Origin of the sequence: Paenibacillus qinlingensis (genome assembly GCF_013204845.1) — a bacterium.
In the GTDB taxonomy this organism is placed as follows: Bacteria; Bacillota; Bacilli; order Paenibacillales; family NBRC-103111; genus Paenibacillus_E; species Paenibacillus_E qinlingensis.
The window spans coordinates 26,367-45,262 of record NZ_JABMKY010000021.1 but is presented as its reverse complement, the minus strand read 5'-3'; the positions used below and the strand labels follow the sequence as shown (position 1 = coordinate 45,262).

12 protein-coding genes are annotated in these 18,896 nt (G+C 48.0%); all 12 read right to left on the bottom strand.

Features of this window, described 5'->3' with window-relative positions; translation table 11 throughout:
- Positions 1-26: 26 nt before the first annotated feature.
- Positions 27-2,252 (bottom strand): sialate O-acetylesterase, encoded by a 2,226-nt coding sequence (locus HQN88_RS28120; RefSeq protein ID WP_173118762.1) that lies wholly within the window; start codon positions 2,250-2,252, stop codon positions 27-29.
- A gap of 21 nt (positions 2,253-2,273) precedes the next feature.
- Positions 2,274-4,610 carry a cellulase family glycosylhydrolase gene (locus tag HQN88_RS28115; protein ID WP_173118760.1) on the bottom strand — a complete coding sequence of 779 codons (2,337 nt, stop codon included), beginning with the start codon at positions 4,608-4,610 and terminating at the stop codon, positions 2,274-2,276.
- A gap of 783 nt (positions 4,611-5,393) precedes the next feature.
- Entirely contained in the window at positions 5,394-6,443 is a 1,050-nt protein-coding gene (locus HQN88_RS28110; RefSeq protein WP_173118920.1) for a glycoside hydrolase family 88 protein, read from the bottom strand.
- Positions 6,444-6,727: 284 nt separating this feature from the next.
- Positions 6,728-7,726: a hydroxyacid dehydrogenase gene (locus HQN88_RS28105; RefSeq protein ID WP_173118758.1), complete on the bottom strand. Its 999-nt coding sequence runs from the start codon at positions 7,724-7,726 to the stop codon at positions 6,728-6,730.
- A 6-nt stretch (positions 7,727-7,732) separates the two neighbouring features.
- Positions 7,733-8,587: a sugar phosphate isomerase/epimerase family protein gene (locus HQN88_RS28100; RefSeq protein WP_173118756.1), complete on the bottom strand. Its 855-nt coding sequence runs from the start codon at positions 8,585-8,587 to the stop codon at positions 7,733-7,735.
- Positions 8,588-8,593: 6 nt separating this feature from the next.
- Positions 8,594-10,411: a hypothetical protein gene (locus HQN88_RS28095; protein ID WP_173118754.1), complete on the bottom strand. Its 1,818-nt coding sequence runs from the start codon at positions 10,409-10,411 to the stop codon at positions 8,594-8,596.
- Between the two features lie 4 nt (positions 10,412-10,415).
- Positions 10,416-11,282, bottom strand: coding sequence for a carbohydrate ABC transporter permease (locus HQN88_RS28090; RefSeq protein ID WP_246320503.1), 867 nt, complete (start codon positions 11,280-11,282; stop codon positions 10,416-10,418).
- Positions 11,282-12,229 (bottom strand): ABC transporter permease, encoded by a 948-nt coding sequence (locus HQN88_RS28085; protein ID WP_173118752.1) that lies wholly within the window; start codon positions 12,227-12,229, stop codon positions 11,282-11,284. Before HQN88_RS28085 ends, HQN88_RS28090 begins: the two co-directional genes overlap by 1 nt.
- Before the next feature lie 68 nt (positions 12,230-12,297).
- The gene (locus HQN88_RS28080) at positions 12,298-13,851 is read right to left on the bottom strand and encodes a type 2 periplasmic-binding domain-containing protein (RefSeq protein ID WP_173118749.1); all 1,554 of its coding nucleotides are present in this window, start codon (positions 13,849-13,851) and stop codon (positions 12,298-12,300) included.
- A 121-nt stretch (positions 13,852-13,972) separates the two neighbouring features.
- On the bottom strand, positions 13,973-15,772 hold the full coding sequence (locus HQN88_RS28075) for a sensor histidine kinase (RefSeq protein ID WP_173118747.1): 1,800 nt from the start codon (positions 15,770-15,772) through the stop codon (positions 13,973-13,975).
- Positions 15,769-16,779, bottom strand: a complete 1,011-nt coding sequence (locus HQN88_RS28070) for a response regulator transcription factor (protein ID WP_173118745.1) — start codon at positions 16,777-16,779, stop codon at positions 15,769-15,771. Before HQN88_RS28070 ends, HQN88_RS28075 begins: the two co-directional genes overlap by 4 nt.
- 200 nt (positions 16,780-16,979) lie before the next feature.
- Positions 16,980-18,791, bottom strand: coding sequence for a glycoside hydrolase family 35 protein (locus HQN88_RS28065; RefSeq protein WP_274319050.1), 1,812 nt, complete (start codon positions 18,789-18,791; stop codon positions 16,980-16,982).
- Positions 18,792-18,896: the final 105 nt, after the last annotated feature.

Below are 18,896 nucleotides of genomic sequence, written 5' to 3'. Positions count from 1 at the left end.
CGGCCAGGACGGTTTACATGTAAACCCTATTGAATACTAATCGCATCACCAGTCGGCTCTAGTGGAAGCTGCAGAGCACTGTTATCCCCTACCATGCCGGTACTGACTGGATTCATGCCGTACTGGTAGGTGACGCTACCGCTCCCCACAATGCTTGCGGCAAGCTGCAGCCGAATCGTTGTCCCATTCAGCCTGCTCGCTGAAGTGATGGCAACAGCCGTTGCCCCGTCCCAGACTTTGAACCCTGTGATACCGGTTGTTGGTGTGAAATCTGTCCCACCGCCAGGCATTAACGTAACGTCCACTTCATTCTTGCTGGCTGTCGTGAAGGCAGCAGATGTCGCTCTCGGTCCCCTATAGGAAGTGCTGTCTCCAAAGTAATACTTGATGGCATTCGCATATCGCGGGCCGATAATCGCCGACGACGCCGTTGAGAAGTGAACGGTGTCCGATAAGGAGAATCCAATCTCCGTCGTTGCGAGCAGGATATTCGTCCCGTTATCCAAGTCGCTCTGCGCGCTGCGAACCGCTGACCACTCCGCATCCGTGCGCAGTGTGCTATTCACTTGCCCTACTTGATTGATGAAAATCGGAATCGTGCTGTACAGATCCTCCCGGTAGTTCGTTATCATCTTCGTGAACGCTGTTCGGTAAGTCGCCCGGAGATCATAGGTCGGGTTCGCGTTATGATCACGTGAATCTTGCTCTCCTTGGTTCCAAATGAGAAGTTCAACCCCGCCTGCAGCGCGCGCTCTCGCAACTGAATTGCCGTAAAGCCCCGCCGTATCTGCATGGTTGGCCGAATTCCGATATGACCAGTTGGAATTAGTGTTTCCGATTAACGAAGTCCCACCAACTGCCGCAGGCACGAAGGCTACGGGGATGTTGTAATAGGCGGTCAACGCGTTGCCTAAAGCTGGTACCATGGAGGAACCAGCGCCTCCACCATCATACGGATCCACCAGATGCGACCACATATTGCTTCTAGTAAAATTCGCTACAAGATCGTTCGCCACAACATAAGGCATCTCTTGTCCGTAGCCGACCATGTTGGATTGCCCAATGGCGAGAATGACGATGCCAACGCCCCATTTGTTCGCGCCATTTTGAGTACCCACAATATCGCCACTACTATCTCTGGCTCGAATTTGAATATTGTACCAGCCACCCTGCGGAACACTTAAGCTGCCCGAGTATGTTCCTCCTGATGGAGAGCTAACGATAGTTGTCCAAGGAACCACCTCTGCCGAAGTCCCGTGCTGAACAACTCTGGCTTGGATATTCGCTGTGTTAGATGTATTATAGCTACCCGTAAGCGTGACGTCAGTGTTATGGTTATTGCCAATTCCCCGTTGAAAGACTCGGTAATTCGGTAAATCGTTCAGGCTTAGCCCGCTACCTACCCCATATTCAAAATAATCTACCCCAATGAACAAACCTCCCGAACTTGCATTTTTCTGCCCAGCCAAGCGCAGGCTAACCGTGTGGGGGCTGTTCGAAAGCCCCTCTTTACTATACGTTTTCACCTTGTATTGATCGCCTGGACTATAAGTATCCACGGTAGCATCGAACACGCCGTCTACGTAGACATCGTACTTGCCTGTAGCAGCAGATGTTTTCGTATAAATGTGGATGTCTGTACCTGTAAACGACAAGTCAGCTCTACTCCCACTCGTACTCGATACGGATTTGGTCCCGCCATAAAAGTTCGCATCACTGCTGTGCGTCCACGTACCTGTATAGGTGATACTTGTGCTGCCATTATCTTTAATGAGATAGGCAGGCTCATAACTCAAATAATCAAACCCAACATAATAGCCTGTGGAGCTCGCATTCTTTTGCCCATTTAGGCGTAATTCGATGGTATGTGTATCTGCAGAAAGTCCTGTTTTACTGTACGTTTTCACCTGTGCCTGGTCGACTGCACTATACGCATCTGGAGTTGCATCGTAAACGCCATCTAGATACACATCGTATTTGCCGCTAGCTGCTGTTTTCTTCGTATACAGGTTAATTTCCGTTCCAATAAAGGTAAAACTCAACTTACTACCTGACGTATTAGATACGGATTTGGTGCTGCTGTAGTAAGAGGAATCTGTGCTTTGGGTCCAAGTCCCGGTATACGTGATCAAACTCGTTTGGCCGTTATCCACAATGATACTTGTGCTGGCTGACGTGATAACTGGTAATGCCCATAAGACGAGTATAAGCATCAGTACGGAAGCGAACAGCGCTTTCAAGCTATTTTTCATATAGGCATCCCCTTTAACGGTCTAATACTTGTAATTCAAATAATCGATACCGATGAAGTAATCCGCTGATAGACTGTTCTTCTGGCCAGCATGCTTTATTTGGATCTCGTGCGTCGAACCGCTGCTTAACCCAGTCACCTCATAAACCTTCACCTGATATTGTGAAACCGCGCTATATGTATCTACCGTTTGAGAAAAGACGCCATCGATATACACGTCAAACTTGCCTCCTGTTGGTAACATACGTGCATAAATACTCGCCTCTGTTCCTGAAAAGTTAAGGGTCGCCGTGCTGTTCGCTGTTGGCGTTACCGATTTGGTCGAATTGTAATAACTCGCATCTGTGGAGTGCGTCCAACTGCCCGCATAGGTGATGAGAGCGTTGGAATTATCCACGATCACCGAAGTCGGTGTCGAAGTATACCGGATTTCAACCCTGCCAATGGCGGGAAGTGTAGCCGTCGTGGTGTCTTCGAATTGAATTTTCAAATAAGTGGTTCCCGCAGGCAGGGAACTCGTTTCGTACTTTTTGCGAGCACTATTGTAACTAGTGACAGTGACGGTTAAAGGCGTATAACTGACCCCATCGCTAGATGTGTAAAAGGTGTAGTTCGTATTGTTACCGTAAGAGTACATTTTGAGATAGTCCATATCACCTGAGGCCTTGTAGACGATGCTCTCTTTGGTCGCTGTAGTCCGCTCCAAGCGGGCCAGATCGTCCTGATTGCCTTCTTCCTCCGCGTAGGTTTTGACGATCGTCGTATTCGCAGAATGACTGTACATTTTGCTGTAATCGAACATTTCATCAACCAGCCAATTTTTGCTCACCGTGACAGGTCCTACAACATTAGAGGCTGCGGAAATTCCCGATGCGTTCTTCGCTTGCACTTTATAATAATAGTTTTGTCCACCTAAAGCGCTTACATCACTAAATAATGAACGTGCCGCAATAGTGTTTTCATAAAAATCTGCAACAATCGTCGTCCAAGGCCCTGTCACACTCGTTGCCCGCTGAATCTGATAGGACTGCGCACCTGTGGAGCCTTGCCATGCAATATGTCCCACATCAGTAATTGGAAGCAGAACTGGCGCTGCTGGAACAGGCAAAGCTGGTCGCGTCAACCCTTGAATCTCATAACCACGATTCGCGAGAACATTAATGAGGTTAATTTCCGTTTGAATATCGCTGTGAATAGCCACCGCTCCTGGAATTCCTGGCCAGTGGAGATCTTGAAACTTCTGGTGATGATAGAAGCCACCGTCCGTATTGTGCCCTCGGAATGCCCACCACATCGCGCTATTCGTACCGCCATTAATGACCTCCCCCAGCATCGTGTTCAGCTCGGAGCTGCTCGTATCCATGCTGATTTCGCCCACATTGAGCACTTTACTTCCGCTTGTATATGTTCGCAGTGCTTGAATTGTTTGTGTATTCGTCTTTCCGGCTAATGGATAGTACGTATGATAAGAGAGAATATCAATATCGGGATTCGCTAGTTGCGTGTATCGGTTATAGAAGCTCTCCGGTTGGTTGCGCCCATCCATTAGGAGATGATTGGTATCAATGGCCGTTGTGTAACTTCCCGTTCCTTTGATGTAAGCAGCCAAGTCAGCTACCCAATTATCTAGCGCGAGATATTGAGCTTCAGTCGTATAACCGTTGGTCAGCTCATTGCCCGTTTCCCAAGCTACAATTGCCTTGTCGTCCTTGTACTTTACACCTGTGTAATAGTTCGTGCGGTTAAGTAATTGCGAGATCATATTCTTGAATTTCACATTTGTCGCGCTGCCAATCGTGAGGAAATTCGCGCCATACTCCGATAACCCACCCCAATGGCCAGCTCCATCGATAAAAGGGATAATGACCCTGATCCCTTTCTCATTGCAAATTTGCAGAAATTTATCCAGAGACCGCAGTGCTGTTTCATTAAATTGAACGGTGCTGGAACCAACATACGCCGTGTACACGCTGCTGTTGTAGGTTGTCAAATTGCCCGTTACCCGCATCGCCCATGTTCGCACAACTTGCTGTCCTGATTGAACCGCCGTCTCCACTTGGTCCCGCTTCTCAAACTCATCCGTGAGACGCCATCTCTGTTCATCGGTCAACTCAAACTGGTGGTTATCCGACGTCACAACAGCCCCCATCATATTGCTGCCAATAAAACGGAATTCGGATTCGTTCGCATCCTTTACCTTGTCACCGTCGAGGTCGTTGTACAAGATGTCTCCCGAACGCTGGATGAAGGAGTTTACGGCTGCATGTGCTGTGTTTAATGGAAGAATACCGAATGCTGCTGTAGTAAACAGGGTGAAGGATGCAGCTATGAGTAGTGCTTTCTTGTAAAAGGATGACATCGCGCATGTTCCTTTCTCTCTTCAAGTTGATGGTACATACAAAAGTAATTTATGCCCAAACCACGGTTGCTATTGAATACTTGTGGAGCGCACATTCCGCACATTCAAGAGCTTTTCTTCATTTCACCCCCTTTCTTGTTAACGTGTGATGCTGACAGCGCGGTTTTTACGACTAAATCCTTGCGGTTTGCCTAGGTTATCGCCGAGTTAGTCGGTTTTTACGACTAACTCCTTGCGGGTCGCCTAGGTTATCGCCGAGTTAGTCGGTTTTTACGACTAACTCCTCGCGGGTCGCCTAGGTTGCCCCGGAGTTAGTCGGGTTTTACGACTAACTCTTTGCGGGTCGCCTAGGTTGCCCCCGAGTTAGTCGGGTTTTACGACTAACTCCTTGCGGGCTGCCTAGGTTATCGCCGAGTTAGTCGGGTTTTACGACTAACTCCTTGCGGTTTGCCTAGGTTATCGCCGAGTTAGTCGGGTTTTACGACTAACTCCTTGCGGATTGCCTAGGTTACCCCGGAGTTAGTCGGTTTTTACTACTAACTCCTTGCGGATCGCCCAGGTTGCCCCGGAGTTAGTCGATTCTTACGACTAACTCCTCTCGGTTCGCCTAGGTTGCCCCGGAGTTAGTCGGGTTTTACGACTAACTCTTTGCGGGTCGCCTAGGTTGCCCCGGAGTTAGTCGGGTTTTACGACTAACTCTTTGCGGGTCGCCTAGGTTGCCCCCGAGTTAGTCGGTTTTTACGACTAACTCCTTGCGGGCCACCTAGGTTGCGCTATGCTTCCCTAGAAAATATCTCGCCGCCAGCCATTCAACTTGGCAACGGCCTCCACGTAGAAATAGTCGCCATAGATCAACGATACATCGATGTTCTGTCCAGCTGGCTTATACCCTGTGCCATGCAAAAGGATGGCTTCATGCCCTTCGCCCGTCATGTAACTCTCCGTTAGCGAGCGAATCATACGCTCCGCTTTCCCATGATACAATCTAGCTTCATTCGCGGAGACATGGCGTGCGACCTCGAGCAGGCCTGATGCCGCGATCGCTCCCGCGGAGCTGTCTTTGGGCTCCCCTTCCGCCAAGTCCGTCCGAAAATCCCATAACGGCACATGATCGTCCGGCAACGAAGCGATGAAATAGTTGGCCGCTCGCTTGGCCCCATCTAGATAGCGCTGTTCGCCTGTATTCCTGTATGCGTTGGCCAATCCGTAAATAGCCCAAGATGCCCCTCGGCTCCACGCCGAGTCAGGTCCAAAGCCTTGACCGCCCAGTGCCTCGATAAACTCGCCCGTCTCAGGATCGAAGCTGACGATGTGATTCACGGAGCCGTCTTCCCGAAGGAAGTGCTTCAATACCGTGTCCGCATGGCGAATGGCGATGTGTTTATACCGTGGGTCACCCGATTCACGGCTAGCCCAAAATAACAACGAAAGATTCATCATGCAGTCAATAATGGCCCAGCCAATCTTATCGAAATTCCAAGCACGGATGAATTGCCCCTCTGCATTAAAACGGCCCGCTAAGAAATTAGCGGCTTGCATGCCTCTGCGATACCCGTCAGCATCGCCAGTAAGCTCATATTTCACGACAGCAGTGGGTAGAAATTGAAAGCCAACATCATGGTGGAGCTCCTGGGATGGTTTAATTAACCACTGCTCAATTCGTTCATCCCACGGCCATGCAGCCTTCTTGTAGTGCTCTTTTCCCGTCAGTTCATGCATGATCCAAAGAATGCCCGGCCAAAATCCAGACGTCCACCAATCCGTCTGTGTGTTATCATACACACCGTCTGCCTTCGCCACATGGGGGCATTTGTCCCCCAACTGCTCAATCATGCTATCGACTTTGGTCTCTAAGCGTGCCTTTAGCTGCTCCCAGTATAATTGATCTATCTGATGTGTAAATTGCCGCTCCACCTTCTGTCCAGTCGCCTGCAATTCCACTCGTTGTTCCACCTGCTGACCCGCTGATTGCGCCTCTCGTTGCGTCACGTAATCTTCCCCTCCTGTGCTAGCTTGATTATATCTATCTCAGAACTTAACTTGGTTGTACATGTCTCAGAACTTACCTCGGTTCCATCTATCTCCTAAACTCAACTCAGTTGTACATATCTCAGAATTCAACTCGGTAACGTTTGTCTCTGAAACTTAACCTGGTTAATTTCCCCATGCAGCTCTTCCCCATTGATCCAGCGAGCCAAATCTTCTACGACCAAGAGTCCCAGCTTACTCTTCCAATAGTGATTAAACCCGCCAATATGCGGGAAACAATAGGCATTGGAAAGTTGAAGCAGCGGGTGCCCCTTAGGCAATGGCTCCATATCGAATACATCTAAAGCCGCAGAAATCCGTTCCGATGTCAGCTCATTCAGTAAAGCCTCCTCCTCAATAATCGGACCTCGGGCCGTGTTCACGAGCAAGGCGCCATCTGGCAGCAAACTTAATTCTTTAGCTCCCAGCATCCCTCTCGTTTTCTCCGTCAACGTGTTATGCAGAGACACAATTGCGCTGCGGGATAAAACTTCTTCAAGTGAGCATAGCTTCACGCCTAACTCCTGTGCTTCTTCCGTAGAACAATTCCCCGAATACAGCAAAATTTCTGCCTCATACGGCTGTAAAAGACGGATGACTTCGCGCGAAATTTCACCGTATCCGATGAGCCCAATCGTTTGGCGATACAACCCTTTTACAGATTCACGGTTGTTCTGCGTCCATCCACCTTGCTTTAAGCGTTGGCTGTAGCCGGATAAATCCCAGCTGCCATGCAGCATTAAAGCAACTGCAAGTTCAGCTGTTGAACGTGCTAATGACGTGTTCGCATTGACCACCGTCATGTCTAGCTCATACACGAGGGGATCGACCATCGGTACAACGGTACCTGCCGCATGCCCGATAAACTTCAGTTTATGAGCCCTTCCCAAAACGCCCGCATCCAACTTCGCTGAACCCCATGATGTGATACAAATATCATAGTCACCAATACGCTCTGCCAGTTGATCGGAATCTACATGCTCATCGGTCCAATCCACTTCGCACAAGGCGTTTAATTGTTGAATGGTTTCTTCTTGAAAAATTAATCCACGTAAAAATGGATCACTCACCGTTACCAACGCTCTCATATATATCTACACCTCATGATTGTTGTTGTTGACCAGATTAGCCATATAACTCACGTACGCTGGCAGCACTTCTTCCGGTTCGCTGCCCGCAACCCGAAGCTCCTGTCGCCATTTCGTTTCCCATTCCAAGGAAAAATAACCCTCATAGCCACTCGCAAGCAGCAAACTAACGATATGCTGATTCGGACTACAGCCCTCACCTAACAGCGTATATGCCCAATCGTGTTGGATAGGATCTTCCCATGGCTTGCCATCCTTCATATGTACGTGCACACAATCCTTGCCCAGCCATCTAAGCGTCTCTTCCGGCTGCTCGCCATCCTCAAGCGGATGCAGCACATCCCAGATGACAGCGCAATTCGTCCGATTCACATCATCTAGCAGCCCACGCAGCACTTTGCCAGTTGCATATTCATTATGGGACTCAATCCAAACGCGGATCGAAGCCTCACTTGCCAGATCGCACATATAACGAATCGTTTCCACGATGCATTCGTGGTTCAATTCCACCATCGGGTCATCGAATCTGCGCATGAAGTTGCCTAAGAAAATGCGAATTGCCGGGGACCCGAAATCCTGAGCGAACGCCAGCAACTGGGGGAATACCATCTCAACCTGCTGACGTTCGGCATCTCCTAAGCCTTTCACACAAAGACCCGAGCCAATATCGGTCACTTGGATTCCCGCAGATGCCATTGCCTCTCCAGCTTGCCTGCGAATGGTCCGATCTGTATCTAATTTCCCCCAAGCATGGATCCCTTCGCGAAGCTCGATGCCCGAATAGCCATAATCGGCGCATGCACCAATGAGCTGCTCAACGCTCCAGTCTTCACATGGAAGTGTACTAAAAGCTAACTTCATTTCCGTTCACTCCCCTGATGTTAGTTTGAGAAGTAGCTGCAAGGGCCGTCCCATTTCCCCTTCAAACCGTGCAAGCGTGTAGATGCCGTTGCGATTCCCAAGCTTGGATTCCACGGTAGTCAGCTTATGTTCGGAAACGACGTCATATCTGTAGTCACCCATTACGACACTTATCCCTTTATCCTCACTTGTAATCATCGTCTCATACTTCCCATTCGTCAGCAGCAACGGCACCTGGTAGTAGGGCACATGTTCTACCTCGCCCAGCTGTTCAACTCCAATAGCTAATCCAGCCTCCGTCAAAGCATACGTTTCCCTTATGCGCATTCCTTCAGGGATTTCACCACCACTATACGTGACGCTCCATTCTACTTCATCCAGCGCTTCATTCACGATCACGACCTTGCATTCGGGCGCCAACTCACCCTCGCACAGCCATTGCACATCCCCAGCCTCAATCATCCATCCCGCACATAGGCTCAGCGCCTTGCCTCGCACGGTTTCCGGCAGCCGATACTTCGGCTCTGCAGCACATGGCATCGACAACGCCAACTCCGATGGGACTCCCCGTTTGTGCAGTCTGCCGAGTCCAGTTGCATCGTAATAGGCATCAGCACGCGTATCGATTTCAATCGAGTAGCCTCCGCAATTCGCGAACACCTTATGGAACGCGTCGGAGGTTTGCCAGGCGTATCCACCAATCTCCGCAGGGCAGGTATACTCCTCAATACTGTCATCAACAGATAGGACAGCGATGTACAGGAAAGTCCCGAAGGTGGCCATGTATTTGGCATAATAACCATAATCCTCTGTCCCGTAACCGGAATCGGTCGGGAAAAAATTCTTAATATGACGAGGCGGACTCTCCTCGATCAGCCACCTATGGAGTGAGTCAATCGCCAGCCGAGCCGCCCTCTTGAACGCCCCAGCTGTCTTCAAGTCTCCCAACTCTTTGTACCTACACGCCTCATATTCCGCATTTGCAGCTAGCAGCGCTTCATTGAACAGATACTGATTGCTACGGCCGCCGTAAGGAAGCTCACCCGCAGCAGACTGCATGAACAGCGTCTGTAAGCCCGCTTTTTTCAACTGCTCATCCAATGCCTCCCGATAGGGGCCTTCATAGCCCGAACCGAGCAGCAACTGAATCTGGCAGCGCGTCGTTAAATCGTAGAGAGTCGGGTTACCCGGATCTTTGTACATCCCATTTTCATCAAATAACGTTAATTGATGGGGCCAATGTGCCGCAAAATAAGCCGTCGCATCGGTCAAACCCGCACGTTCCCTCAAATACTCGCCAACCATGTTGTAAATATTAATGTTGTGAAGCTTTTCTTTATCCGTCACGGTTATATTCGTGTAATAATAGTTCCGATAAGGCTCGATCAGCCCCAGCGCTGTCAACCAAGGCGCAGATAGCGCCGAATCGACCTTATCCTCCATCGCGAAGTAAGCCAGCATGACTTCTTTTACGGCAAAATCAACCATCAAATTGCCTTCGTGTCGATGCAAATCCTCACAGCAAGCTGTCATCATGCTTGCCCATAACTGCCGGTGCTCGGGGATACGGCCATTTGCCAGCAGAATACCTACGATTGAAGTCACACGCGAGTAAGCTTGCACATCAGGAATATGCCCAGTCCCTGCATCAACCGATGCCTGATGAAAGGCCGGCAAATCATACCCATTTAACGCTAGTTCAATCAAATCGAGATACGTTTCTTTCGTACTTCGTTTGTTTCCCTTACTTGGCCCTACATCACCCTCAACCAACTCCACATGCTCATGCAACCATCGAAGTGCTTCATCCTGCGAATTCTTCATGTCATTAACCTTTCACAGAGCCAAGCAGCATGCCCTGATTAAAATACTTCTGCATAAACGGATAGATCATAAGCATCGGTACTGCGCCTACAACAACAGCCGCCATTTTGACTGGTGGACCGAAGGCATAACCGCCTGCCGTCAGCTCCAAACCTGTATCTGAAACGATTAATAATTGACGAAGGAATACTTGCAGCGGCCATTTCCCAGGATCATTCACATAGAGAATCGCTGTGAAATAGGTGTTCCAATTCTGCACCGCATAGAACAATGTGAACGTCGCGATAACCGGCATTGAGAGTGGAATGATGATGGTCCAGAACAGTCGCCATTCCCCGCAGCCATCGATGCGTGCGGATTCTTCCATTTCGCTGGGTACATTTTGGAAAAAACTGCGAATCACGATCATATTGAACGGTGTAATCGCCGTTGTCAGGAAGATCGCCCAGTACGTATTCAGCAAATGCAACTCTTTTACAACCAAGTATTGCGGGATAATTCCACCTGCGAACAACATCGTGAAGACGACGAGGAAGTTGAGCGTTTTGCGACCTCTCAGCCAGCTTTTCGATAAGCCATACGCCATTAAACATGTCGTGACCATATTGATCGCTGTTCCGAGCACCGTGATGTAGACGGCATTTTGAATTGATTTTGTAAATAAATCATTAAAATATAAATATTTATAGGCGTCCAGGCTCCAAACTTTAGGAAGGAGGAAGAAGCCTCTCGTATTCATCTCATGGGTCGTGGCAAACGAGCTAAATAGGACATATAAGAACGGAAAGCTTACAATAACTAAGGCGATCAACAAAACACCGTACAAAACGATGCGGAAGGGAATATCTGCTTTTTGCATCCGGAAATTCATCAGTATACGCCCTCCTCACCTAATTTTTTAGACAAACGGTTTGCTCCAATAACAAGTACTAAGCCGACTAAGGATTTGAACAACCCAACTGCTGTTGTATAGCTAAAAGCACCTTGTAGTACACCATTGCGGTACACATAGGAGTCGAAAACATCCGAAACCCCGATATTAATGGAATTTTGCATGAGATAAATGTGTTCAAACCCGACTTCAAGCACCGAACCTAATCGTAAAATGAACAAAATAATAATCGTCGATTTGAGCGCCGGTACATTAATACTCCACATTTGGCGCCACCGGCCTGCTCCATCTACTCTCGCTGCTTCATATAGAGTTGGATCCACCGCTGCCAGCGCAGCTAAGAAAATAATCGCATTCCAGCCCGCTTCTTTCCAAATATTCTGGAACACATATACCGAACGGAAATAGTCCGGATTCGTTAACAGCTCCACCCGCTCTAACCCCAGCGAAGCTAATAAGTTATTAATTCCCCCGCTTTGCGTAGCAAACAAGAGAACCGTAATGCCTACCACGACAACCCACGAGAAGAAATGGGGCATGTAGACGATCGTTTGCATTGTTTTACGGAACCAGCGAACCTTCACTTCATGAAGCAATAAGGCCAGCACCACAGGGGCTGGGAAAAAGAAGATCAGATTGAATAAACTAACAAGCATCGTATTTCGCAGTAAAATAAAGAAATCTGGTTCTGTGAATAATTTCACAAAGTGATCGAATCCAACCCATGGACTATCCATAAACCCTACAAATGGGTCATATTGTTTAAAAGCGATAATAATACCGCCCATCGGCAAGTACTTAAAAAGAATGAAAAACAATAGGCCTGGCGTGATCATGAGATACAGAGGGAAGCCTCGTTTCACATCTTGCCAGAGCTTGCTAGAAGGGGTTGTTCGTTTGACAACTGCTATCCCTTGGACTTCCATAGGCTGCTCTCCTTGTTTAAAGGACACCTCCCCTTCACAGGAAGGTGCCCGGCATTATGTCATTTCCGTTATTTCGTTGCTTGGTACGCAGCATTAATCTCTTGAATAATCGTGTCGCCGCCTGCCGCTTTCCAGTTCGCTACCGCTTTGTCCACGAATTCAATAGGCTCTTTTCCATAAATCACTTGAACGAGCGCATCCAGCCATTTGCCGTTAATTTCTTTACCTTTTTCCGCTAACGTTGGTGACACAAGGCCAGCACCTTTATTCACCCAAGTATACTTCTCATTGTTGTTGATCCATTGTGTGATCACTTCAACATCTTTCGGATTGTCAAACTTGTACAGTTGGTGCATTGGATCCGGTTTAATCCACAACCAGCGAAGCTTCTTAGGAATATCTGTATCCGTTGCTGGCAGCTTCTCGAATTGATTAGCAGACACTTTCTTATAATGCACATCTGGAACGCCGTGCTTCGCGAAGTCATAACCTTCTTCCGTGGATAACCAATCGTACATTTTCAGCAAACGATCTTGAATCTTCGCATTACTCTTCGCGTTGAATACGATCTTCTGACCGCCAACATTATCAAACGTTACCGTTCCCCGTAGACCCGTTGGTCCCGCTGGAGGCGTCAATTGTACGACCTCGGCTTTCGGATCGGATTTCTTCACGTTAGGGATAACCGTTGTAAACAAATTATTCGTATTCACATACGATACACCGGATTTCCCTGCATAAAATTTGCTCTCTGGATCGTTTTGCTTGTTCACAAAGAAATCTTTATCGAGCACGCCTTCTTTGTACGCTTTATTTAAGAACGTGACGTATGATTTCAATTCATTTGCTTGTGCTTGAACAGGAACTAGCTTGCCGCCTTCTTCTTTCCAACCATTCGCTAGACCGAAGGCTGCCTCCAAATAATCCGGGCCATATACACCGCCAATAATCATTTGCTGCGGATAAAAAGTGAAGCCATACGTATCTTGCTTGCCGTTGCCATCAGGATCTTTGGTCGTGAAGGCTTTTGCCACTTCATAGAACTCGTCGACCGTTTGCGGCTCCTTCAGCCCCAATTTGTCCAACCAATCCTTCCGAATGACCAGGGAATCACGATTGCCTTCACTCCAGAGCGGAATACCAAGGTACTTATCCTTCGGATTCAAAGCGCTCCATAGCTGATCAGGAACTACTTTCGCTAGATTCGGATATTTCGCCAGCTTTGGCTTGAGATCCATGAAGACATTTTTCGTTGACCATTTCGTGAAAAATTCAGGATCAATATAGAACGCATCCGGTAGATCATTCGAAGCTGCTAACACATTCAATTTCTCCACATAATTGTCCGAGGGAATCCACAACATTTTCAGATCAATGTTAAATTTGTCATTCAAATATTTGATGCTTGGATGATTATCCGGCCAACCGCCGCCTGCATAGGAGCGAGACATCATCGTGATCGTCAGCTTCTCTTCTTTTTCCGGCACCGCAGTCGTAGCAGAAGCTGTAGCCCTAGGCTGCTTCGTATCTGTACTTTGGCTGTCATTTTTCGTGGAGGCACAGGCAGTTGCTAAGACGCTTAATGTCATCACTGTGACTAAACCTATCGCTTTCTTTTTCATGAAGAAACCCACCTATTCGTTTGTAATGTCCCTTACATGTATGATGATACCGAATTGGCATGGCAAAGGCTTTATCCTACTCTTTGATTTGTTATCCGATTCTATGCACTTCTGAGAGTCGTTAGCTATTACGAGGAATGAGCACAGATACAACCGTCCCTTTACCGGCAAAAGAGTGAATCCGCAGCCCATAACGCTCCCCATAATGCAGCACTAAACGAGCATGAACGTTAGCTAGGCCCAGCGACTGCTCTTTGACGTATTCATTCTGCACGTTAGCTGTGATCCGACTCAGCGTCTCTTGTAACCGCAACAACCGCTCCTCAGGAATGCCAGGGCCGTTATCCGCAATCTCGATCATCAAATCGTCTTCCACATCATACGCACTCACGAAAATGCCCCCATCTCCGCCTTGCCGCTCAATCGCATACTTCACCGCATTCTCGACAATCGGCTGCAGCGACAACTTTACGATCCGACAATCTAGGAACTTCTCATTCACATACAGCTTACTTTCAAAACTATCCGGGAAACGAATATGGGTGATCTCCAAATATTTGGTCAAATGATTCAGCTCATCCTTGAGGGTGACCTCCACCCCTTGAATGTTCGCTGTATAGCGATAAATTTCACCTAGGTTTAAAGCCATTTTCTCCAGCAGCGGTGCTTCTTCTAGATAAGCAATGCTCTTCATAATATCCAATGTGTTATATAACAAATGGGGATTGATCTGATTTTGCAGGGCTTGAATGAAGGCATCCTTCTGCTGAAGGCGGATATGAGCTTCTTTCAAGCTTAAATCCGTTACAGTTGTAACCAGATCATCCAGCTGCGTGACCATCTTGTTGAAATTCCGGTTCAGCTGCTGAACTTCATCTCGACCTGCCGCTGCCAGCGCTCTAGTTTGGAAGTCCCCTTTGGAAACCTTCTGCATCAGCCTACTTAGTTGCACGATTGGCTCCACAAAATGGTGGGACAGCTTCGGAACTAAGGCAATAATCAGAAGCAAGATGATAATCAAAGCGTAGACCGTTGAATTTCTAGCGGCATTCAGCCCCCCAGCCATCTCCTCAAATGGCACAAATGAAACAATTTGCCAATTGGTAATCGTCGATTGCGAGCTGGAAACGAGCATTTTCTTATTCTGCCAATTCTGTACCGTCACTTCTTCTTTCTGATTCAGGTCAATATTGGATAGGGAGGTTTGCGAACGCGGCAAGCCGAGCCAATCTTGGTTCGGATGATAGACGATCACGTCGTCCGATGATACGATAAAAAACTCCCCGCTCGTCCCAAGCGTCGATTTATTAAACGTTCGGTCGATTTCGCTGAGCTGCAGCTCGACAACAAGCTTGCCGATATTGGCCATGCCATCGATACCGATAATTGGCACAATTAACGAGATGACCGGAATGCCATTGGACATGCCCTGCTGGATGCGATGTGTTTGAACAACCTGCAAGGTGTCTTGATTCGGAAGCGAGTACCAGGGCTGCCCTTTGATAATTTCCTCAGCCCCATTTGCATAGTCGTAGAGAGAAACTACCTGATTATCCTTGGATACGAGAAACATGACTTGAATTTCCGAGTAGTTGAGGGAGAAATACGATTGCAGCTTCTTCTCGATGCCTTGCTTCTCCGAAGGGGAGTATTCACGGTTATCGACTAAGAACTTCTGAATTTCGGCATCCGTGATCAAGGTCGACAGCGATTTGGTCATTTGCTTAAAATAAAATTCCATATGATAATTCAGGCGCGTCGTCGCTTCCTTAGAGATCATCGTGAAATCCTTTTGTACCGCACGGCTGTAGTAGTTATGGGAAAATAACGCCATTACCGTCACGGACAGGATGCATAGCGTAAGAAAGGCGACCGTCATTTTGAGCTGAACCGAGTATTTATAGAGCCACTGATTGCTCATAAGCCCAGCTTCTTTCTGTATTCATTCGGAGACAGACCCGTCGTCTGCTTGAACACCCGATTGAAATACGGGACCGTCATGAAGCCGACCTCTGATGCTACTTGGTAAATTTTCATATCCGAAATAAGCAGCTCCTTCGCCTTCATCACCCTGGTTGCGTTCAAATAGTTCACAAAGGAATCGCCGGCATGCTTTTTGAAAAGCACACTGAAATACGCCACGCTCAGATTCGCTTTCGCCGCCAAATCCGTGATCGTGAGCTCCTCTTTGTAATGCTCTTGAATGTATTTGCACAGCTTATGGATAACCCCTGTGGAGTTGAAATTCATCATTTCGGGGTAGCAATTCAGCCATTGGTGCAGAATGCTCTGCATCCGCTCCGTGATGGCGCTGTCCGAGCTGTCGGTCATGTCTTTGATTTCCCACTTCGGGTAAATATCTTTCAGAATCTGCTCCCATTTCTCAAAAAGCATGGCGCATAACGTCGTGCGGATCCCGTCATGTCTCCCTTTTAGGCGTAAAAGAGAGCTCAATAATTCCTGGCTCCTCTTCACCAACTGATCAGGTTGATATTCGGGAAGCTCGTAAATGAAATCCTCAATATGGACAAAATGCTGGTACACATCCTGGAGCTGCTTCAGGCGGTTAATCGAGCGCAGCAGTGCATCCTTCAAATCGCTTTCGGAAAGCGGTTTCAATAAATACTCGGTTACACCGTAGCGAATCGCTTTTTGCGCATATTGAAAATTGTCAAAACCACTAATAATGATCGTGACAATTGGATAATTTCTAGCTTGTATTTGTTCGATGAGCGCTAGCCCATCTTTCTCAGGCATCATAATATCGGCAATCACAATGGATGGCCACAACGTCTGGATCATGCTCCACGCTTCTTCTCCATTCTCTGCCTCGCCAACAACTTCAAAACCGGAGCCAATATTCTCAATCATTTTTACCGTAGCCTTGCGGATCCACGGCTCATCCTCCACAACTAGAACGCGATACATGGCAATTCTCCTTTCAGATAGCTGGCTATAAGGTCACACTCATCCAATAATGATTGCTATGATGATAACATAGGCATGGCAGATGTGTGAATCACTCCGTATCGGTGCTGCTTTTTTGTAATCCTTTGCATTCGTAGATCGTAAGCAAAAGCACCTCCAGCCGCAATTGCAGCCGAAGGTGCTTGTTCAAATCCCGTGTATTAACCCAAATCAGGCGTATCTGTCAGTTCAATGCTGGTATTCTCTCTGTGGTGCAGCTCCAATACGATGATTTCATTGCGCCCTACTTTTAGTAGAGGAGCTGGCAGATACAACGTGTTTTGCGGGCCTTTTTCCCAGTAGCGGCCGAGGTTGAAGCCATTGATCCATACGACGCCTTTGGACCAACCTGCCAACTTGACGAACGTATCTCCTGCTTCATCTACAAGGAATTCCCCACGATAGAAGGTCGGACGATCTACAAATTCGTGAGCTGTGTCCGTTCCTATACCGTGACTGTCTTCCCCAACCTCTGTCTCAACCGCCGCCCCCTCATGCCCGAACGGAATTACCGCTAGATTGTCTAGTGGGAGTGGATATATCGTCCAGTCAAAAAGGAACTGGTTATTCATTCGCACGCCTTCAGTAATGCCTTTGCAATCACGGAGACGCGGACCATAATTGACGCGTCCCATGTTCTCGACGACGATATCCAATTTCGCGCCTTCAGCAGGAATGTCCATCTGGAGTGGACGTGGATCCCAGCGTTCTACCGTCCCTTGATACACGCCATTCAAGAAGACTTGCGCACGATCGTGTACCTCTTGGATGTGCAATTTTTCACCCACACGTGGTCCGGACACCCGCGTCGAATAGACGATGAAGCCATAATCTTGTCCTAGATGCTCCATCGACACCGGATAGGTACGCTCAACTGGTTTTGTCAGATAAGCCAATGATTCCAGCAAATCAGCCTTTTGCGTCAAAGCAATTTGCCCATAGCTTCTCTTCTGAATAGGGGCAGGCAGCGCTGGAAGATCAGATTCTGTTTTACCCAAATAGTTCGCAATCACCTTCCGCACCGCGCTGAATTTCTCCGTTACATCCCCGCATTCAGACAAGGGTGAATCGTAATCATAGCTCGTAATTGTCGCTTCGTACTTCTCTTGGTAGTTAGCACCGTTATAGAATCCGAAGTTTGTTCCACCGTGGAACATATAGAAATTGACCGAGGCACCCGCTCGGAGCATCCGATCAAACACGTCTGCAACATCACCAGCGTCCCTCGTGTGATGCGGCTTCAGCCAGTGGTCAAACCAACCGTTCCAGTACTCCATGCAAAAAAGCGGTTCATCCTCGCGATATTGACGAAACTTCTCAAAAGCCTCTTCCGGCTGTGAGCCGAAATTAACTGTAGCCAGCGTTCCCGGCACTGTTCCACCTTGCAGCATACCGTCCTCAGGGCCGTCTGAGGTGAACAGCAGCACGTCCACACCACGGCTAATTAAGCCGTCTCGCAAATAAGTTAAATACGCGGTATCATTTCCGTAGCTGCCGTATTCATTCTCGATTTGCACCGCTAGAATCGGCCCGCCATTCGTACTCAAAAGCGGCTTCAAACGAGGAATCAACTCGTCGTAGTATTGATCTACTTTTTGCAAATACATAGCGTCCATACAGCGTAATTTCATTGAGGGGTATTGTAGCAGCCACGCCGGCAACCCACCAAATTCCCACTCCGCACAAATGTATGGGCTAGGCCGCACAATCACATGTAGACCGAGGTTTCCAGCCAACTTTACGAATGCCTCCACATCCGCGAGGCCGCTGAAATTGAATTCGCCTTCCTTCGGTTCATGCAAATTCCAAGGTAAATACGTCTCAACCGTATTAAAACCGCATGCTTTCAACTTCAATAAACGGTCTTCCCAATAGGATGGCACTACGCGAAAATAATGAATAGCTCCTGATATGAGTTGAATGGGCTCCCCATCTAGTAAAAATTGCTTGTTTCCTGCTGTTAAAATAGCCACGATAATCCCTCCGAATGTGCGTATAAGTGGACTTTTCTTCTCTTCTCATCATCGCTGATTCATGCCGTCCTACTCAATTGCCAAATGGCGCATGTTCTATACCAA

Bases quoted from the DNA above. Each gene is read 5' to 3' on its own strand.
- HQN88_RS28120 (WP_173118762.1), bottom strand. From the start codon at position 2,252: ATGAAAAATAGCTTGAAAGCGCTGTTCGCTTCCGTACTGATGCTTATA.
- HQN88_RS28115 (WP_173118760.1), bottom strand. From the start codon at position 4,610: ATGTCATCCTTTTACAAGAAAGCACTACTCATAGCTGCATCCTTCACC.
- HQN88_RS28110 (WP_173118920.1), bottom strand. From the start codon at position 6,443: ATGATTGAGCAGTTGGGGGACAAATGCCCCCATGTGGCGAAGGCAGAC.
- HQN88_RS28105 (WP_173118758.1), bottom strand. From the start codon at position 7,726: ATGAGAGCGTTGGTAACGGTGAGTGATCCATTTTTACGTGGATTAATT.
- HQN88_RS28100 (WP_173118756.1), bottom strand. From the start codon at position 8,587: ATGAAGTTAGCTTTTAGTACACTTCCATGTGAAGACTGGAGCGTTGAG.
- HQN88_RS28095 (WP_173118754.1), bottom strand. From the start codon at position 10,411: ATGAAGAATTCGCAGGATGAAGCACTTCGATGGTTGCATGAGCATGTG.
- HQN88_RS28090 (WP_246320503.1), bottom strand. From the start codon at position 11,282: ATGAATTTCCGGATGCAAAAAGCAGATATTCCCTTCCGCATCGTTTTG.
- HQN88_RS28085 (WP_173118752.1), bottom strand. From the start codon at position 12,229: ATGGAAGTCCAAGGGATAGCAGTTGTCAAACGAACAACCCCTTCTAGC.
- HQN88_RS28080 (WP_173118749.1), bottom strand. From the start codon at position 13,851: ATGAAAAAGAAAGCGATAGGTTTAGTCACAGTGATGACATTAAGCGTC.
- HQN88_RS28075 (WP_173118747.1), bottom strand. From the start codon at position 15,772: ATGAGCAATCAGTGGCTCTATAAATACTCGGTTCAGCTCAAAATGACG.
- HQN88_RS28070 (WP_173118745.1), bottom strand. From the start codon at position 16,779: ATGTATCGCGTTCTAGTTGTGGAGGATGAGCCGTGGATCCGCAAGGCT.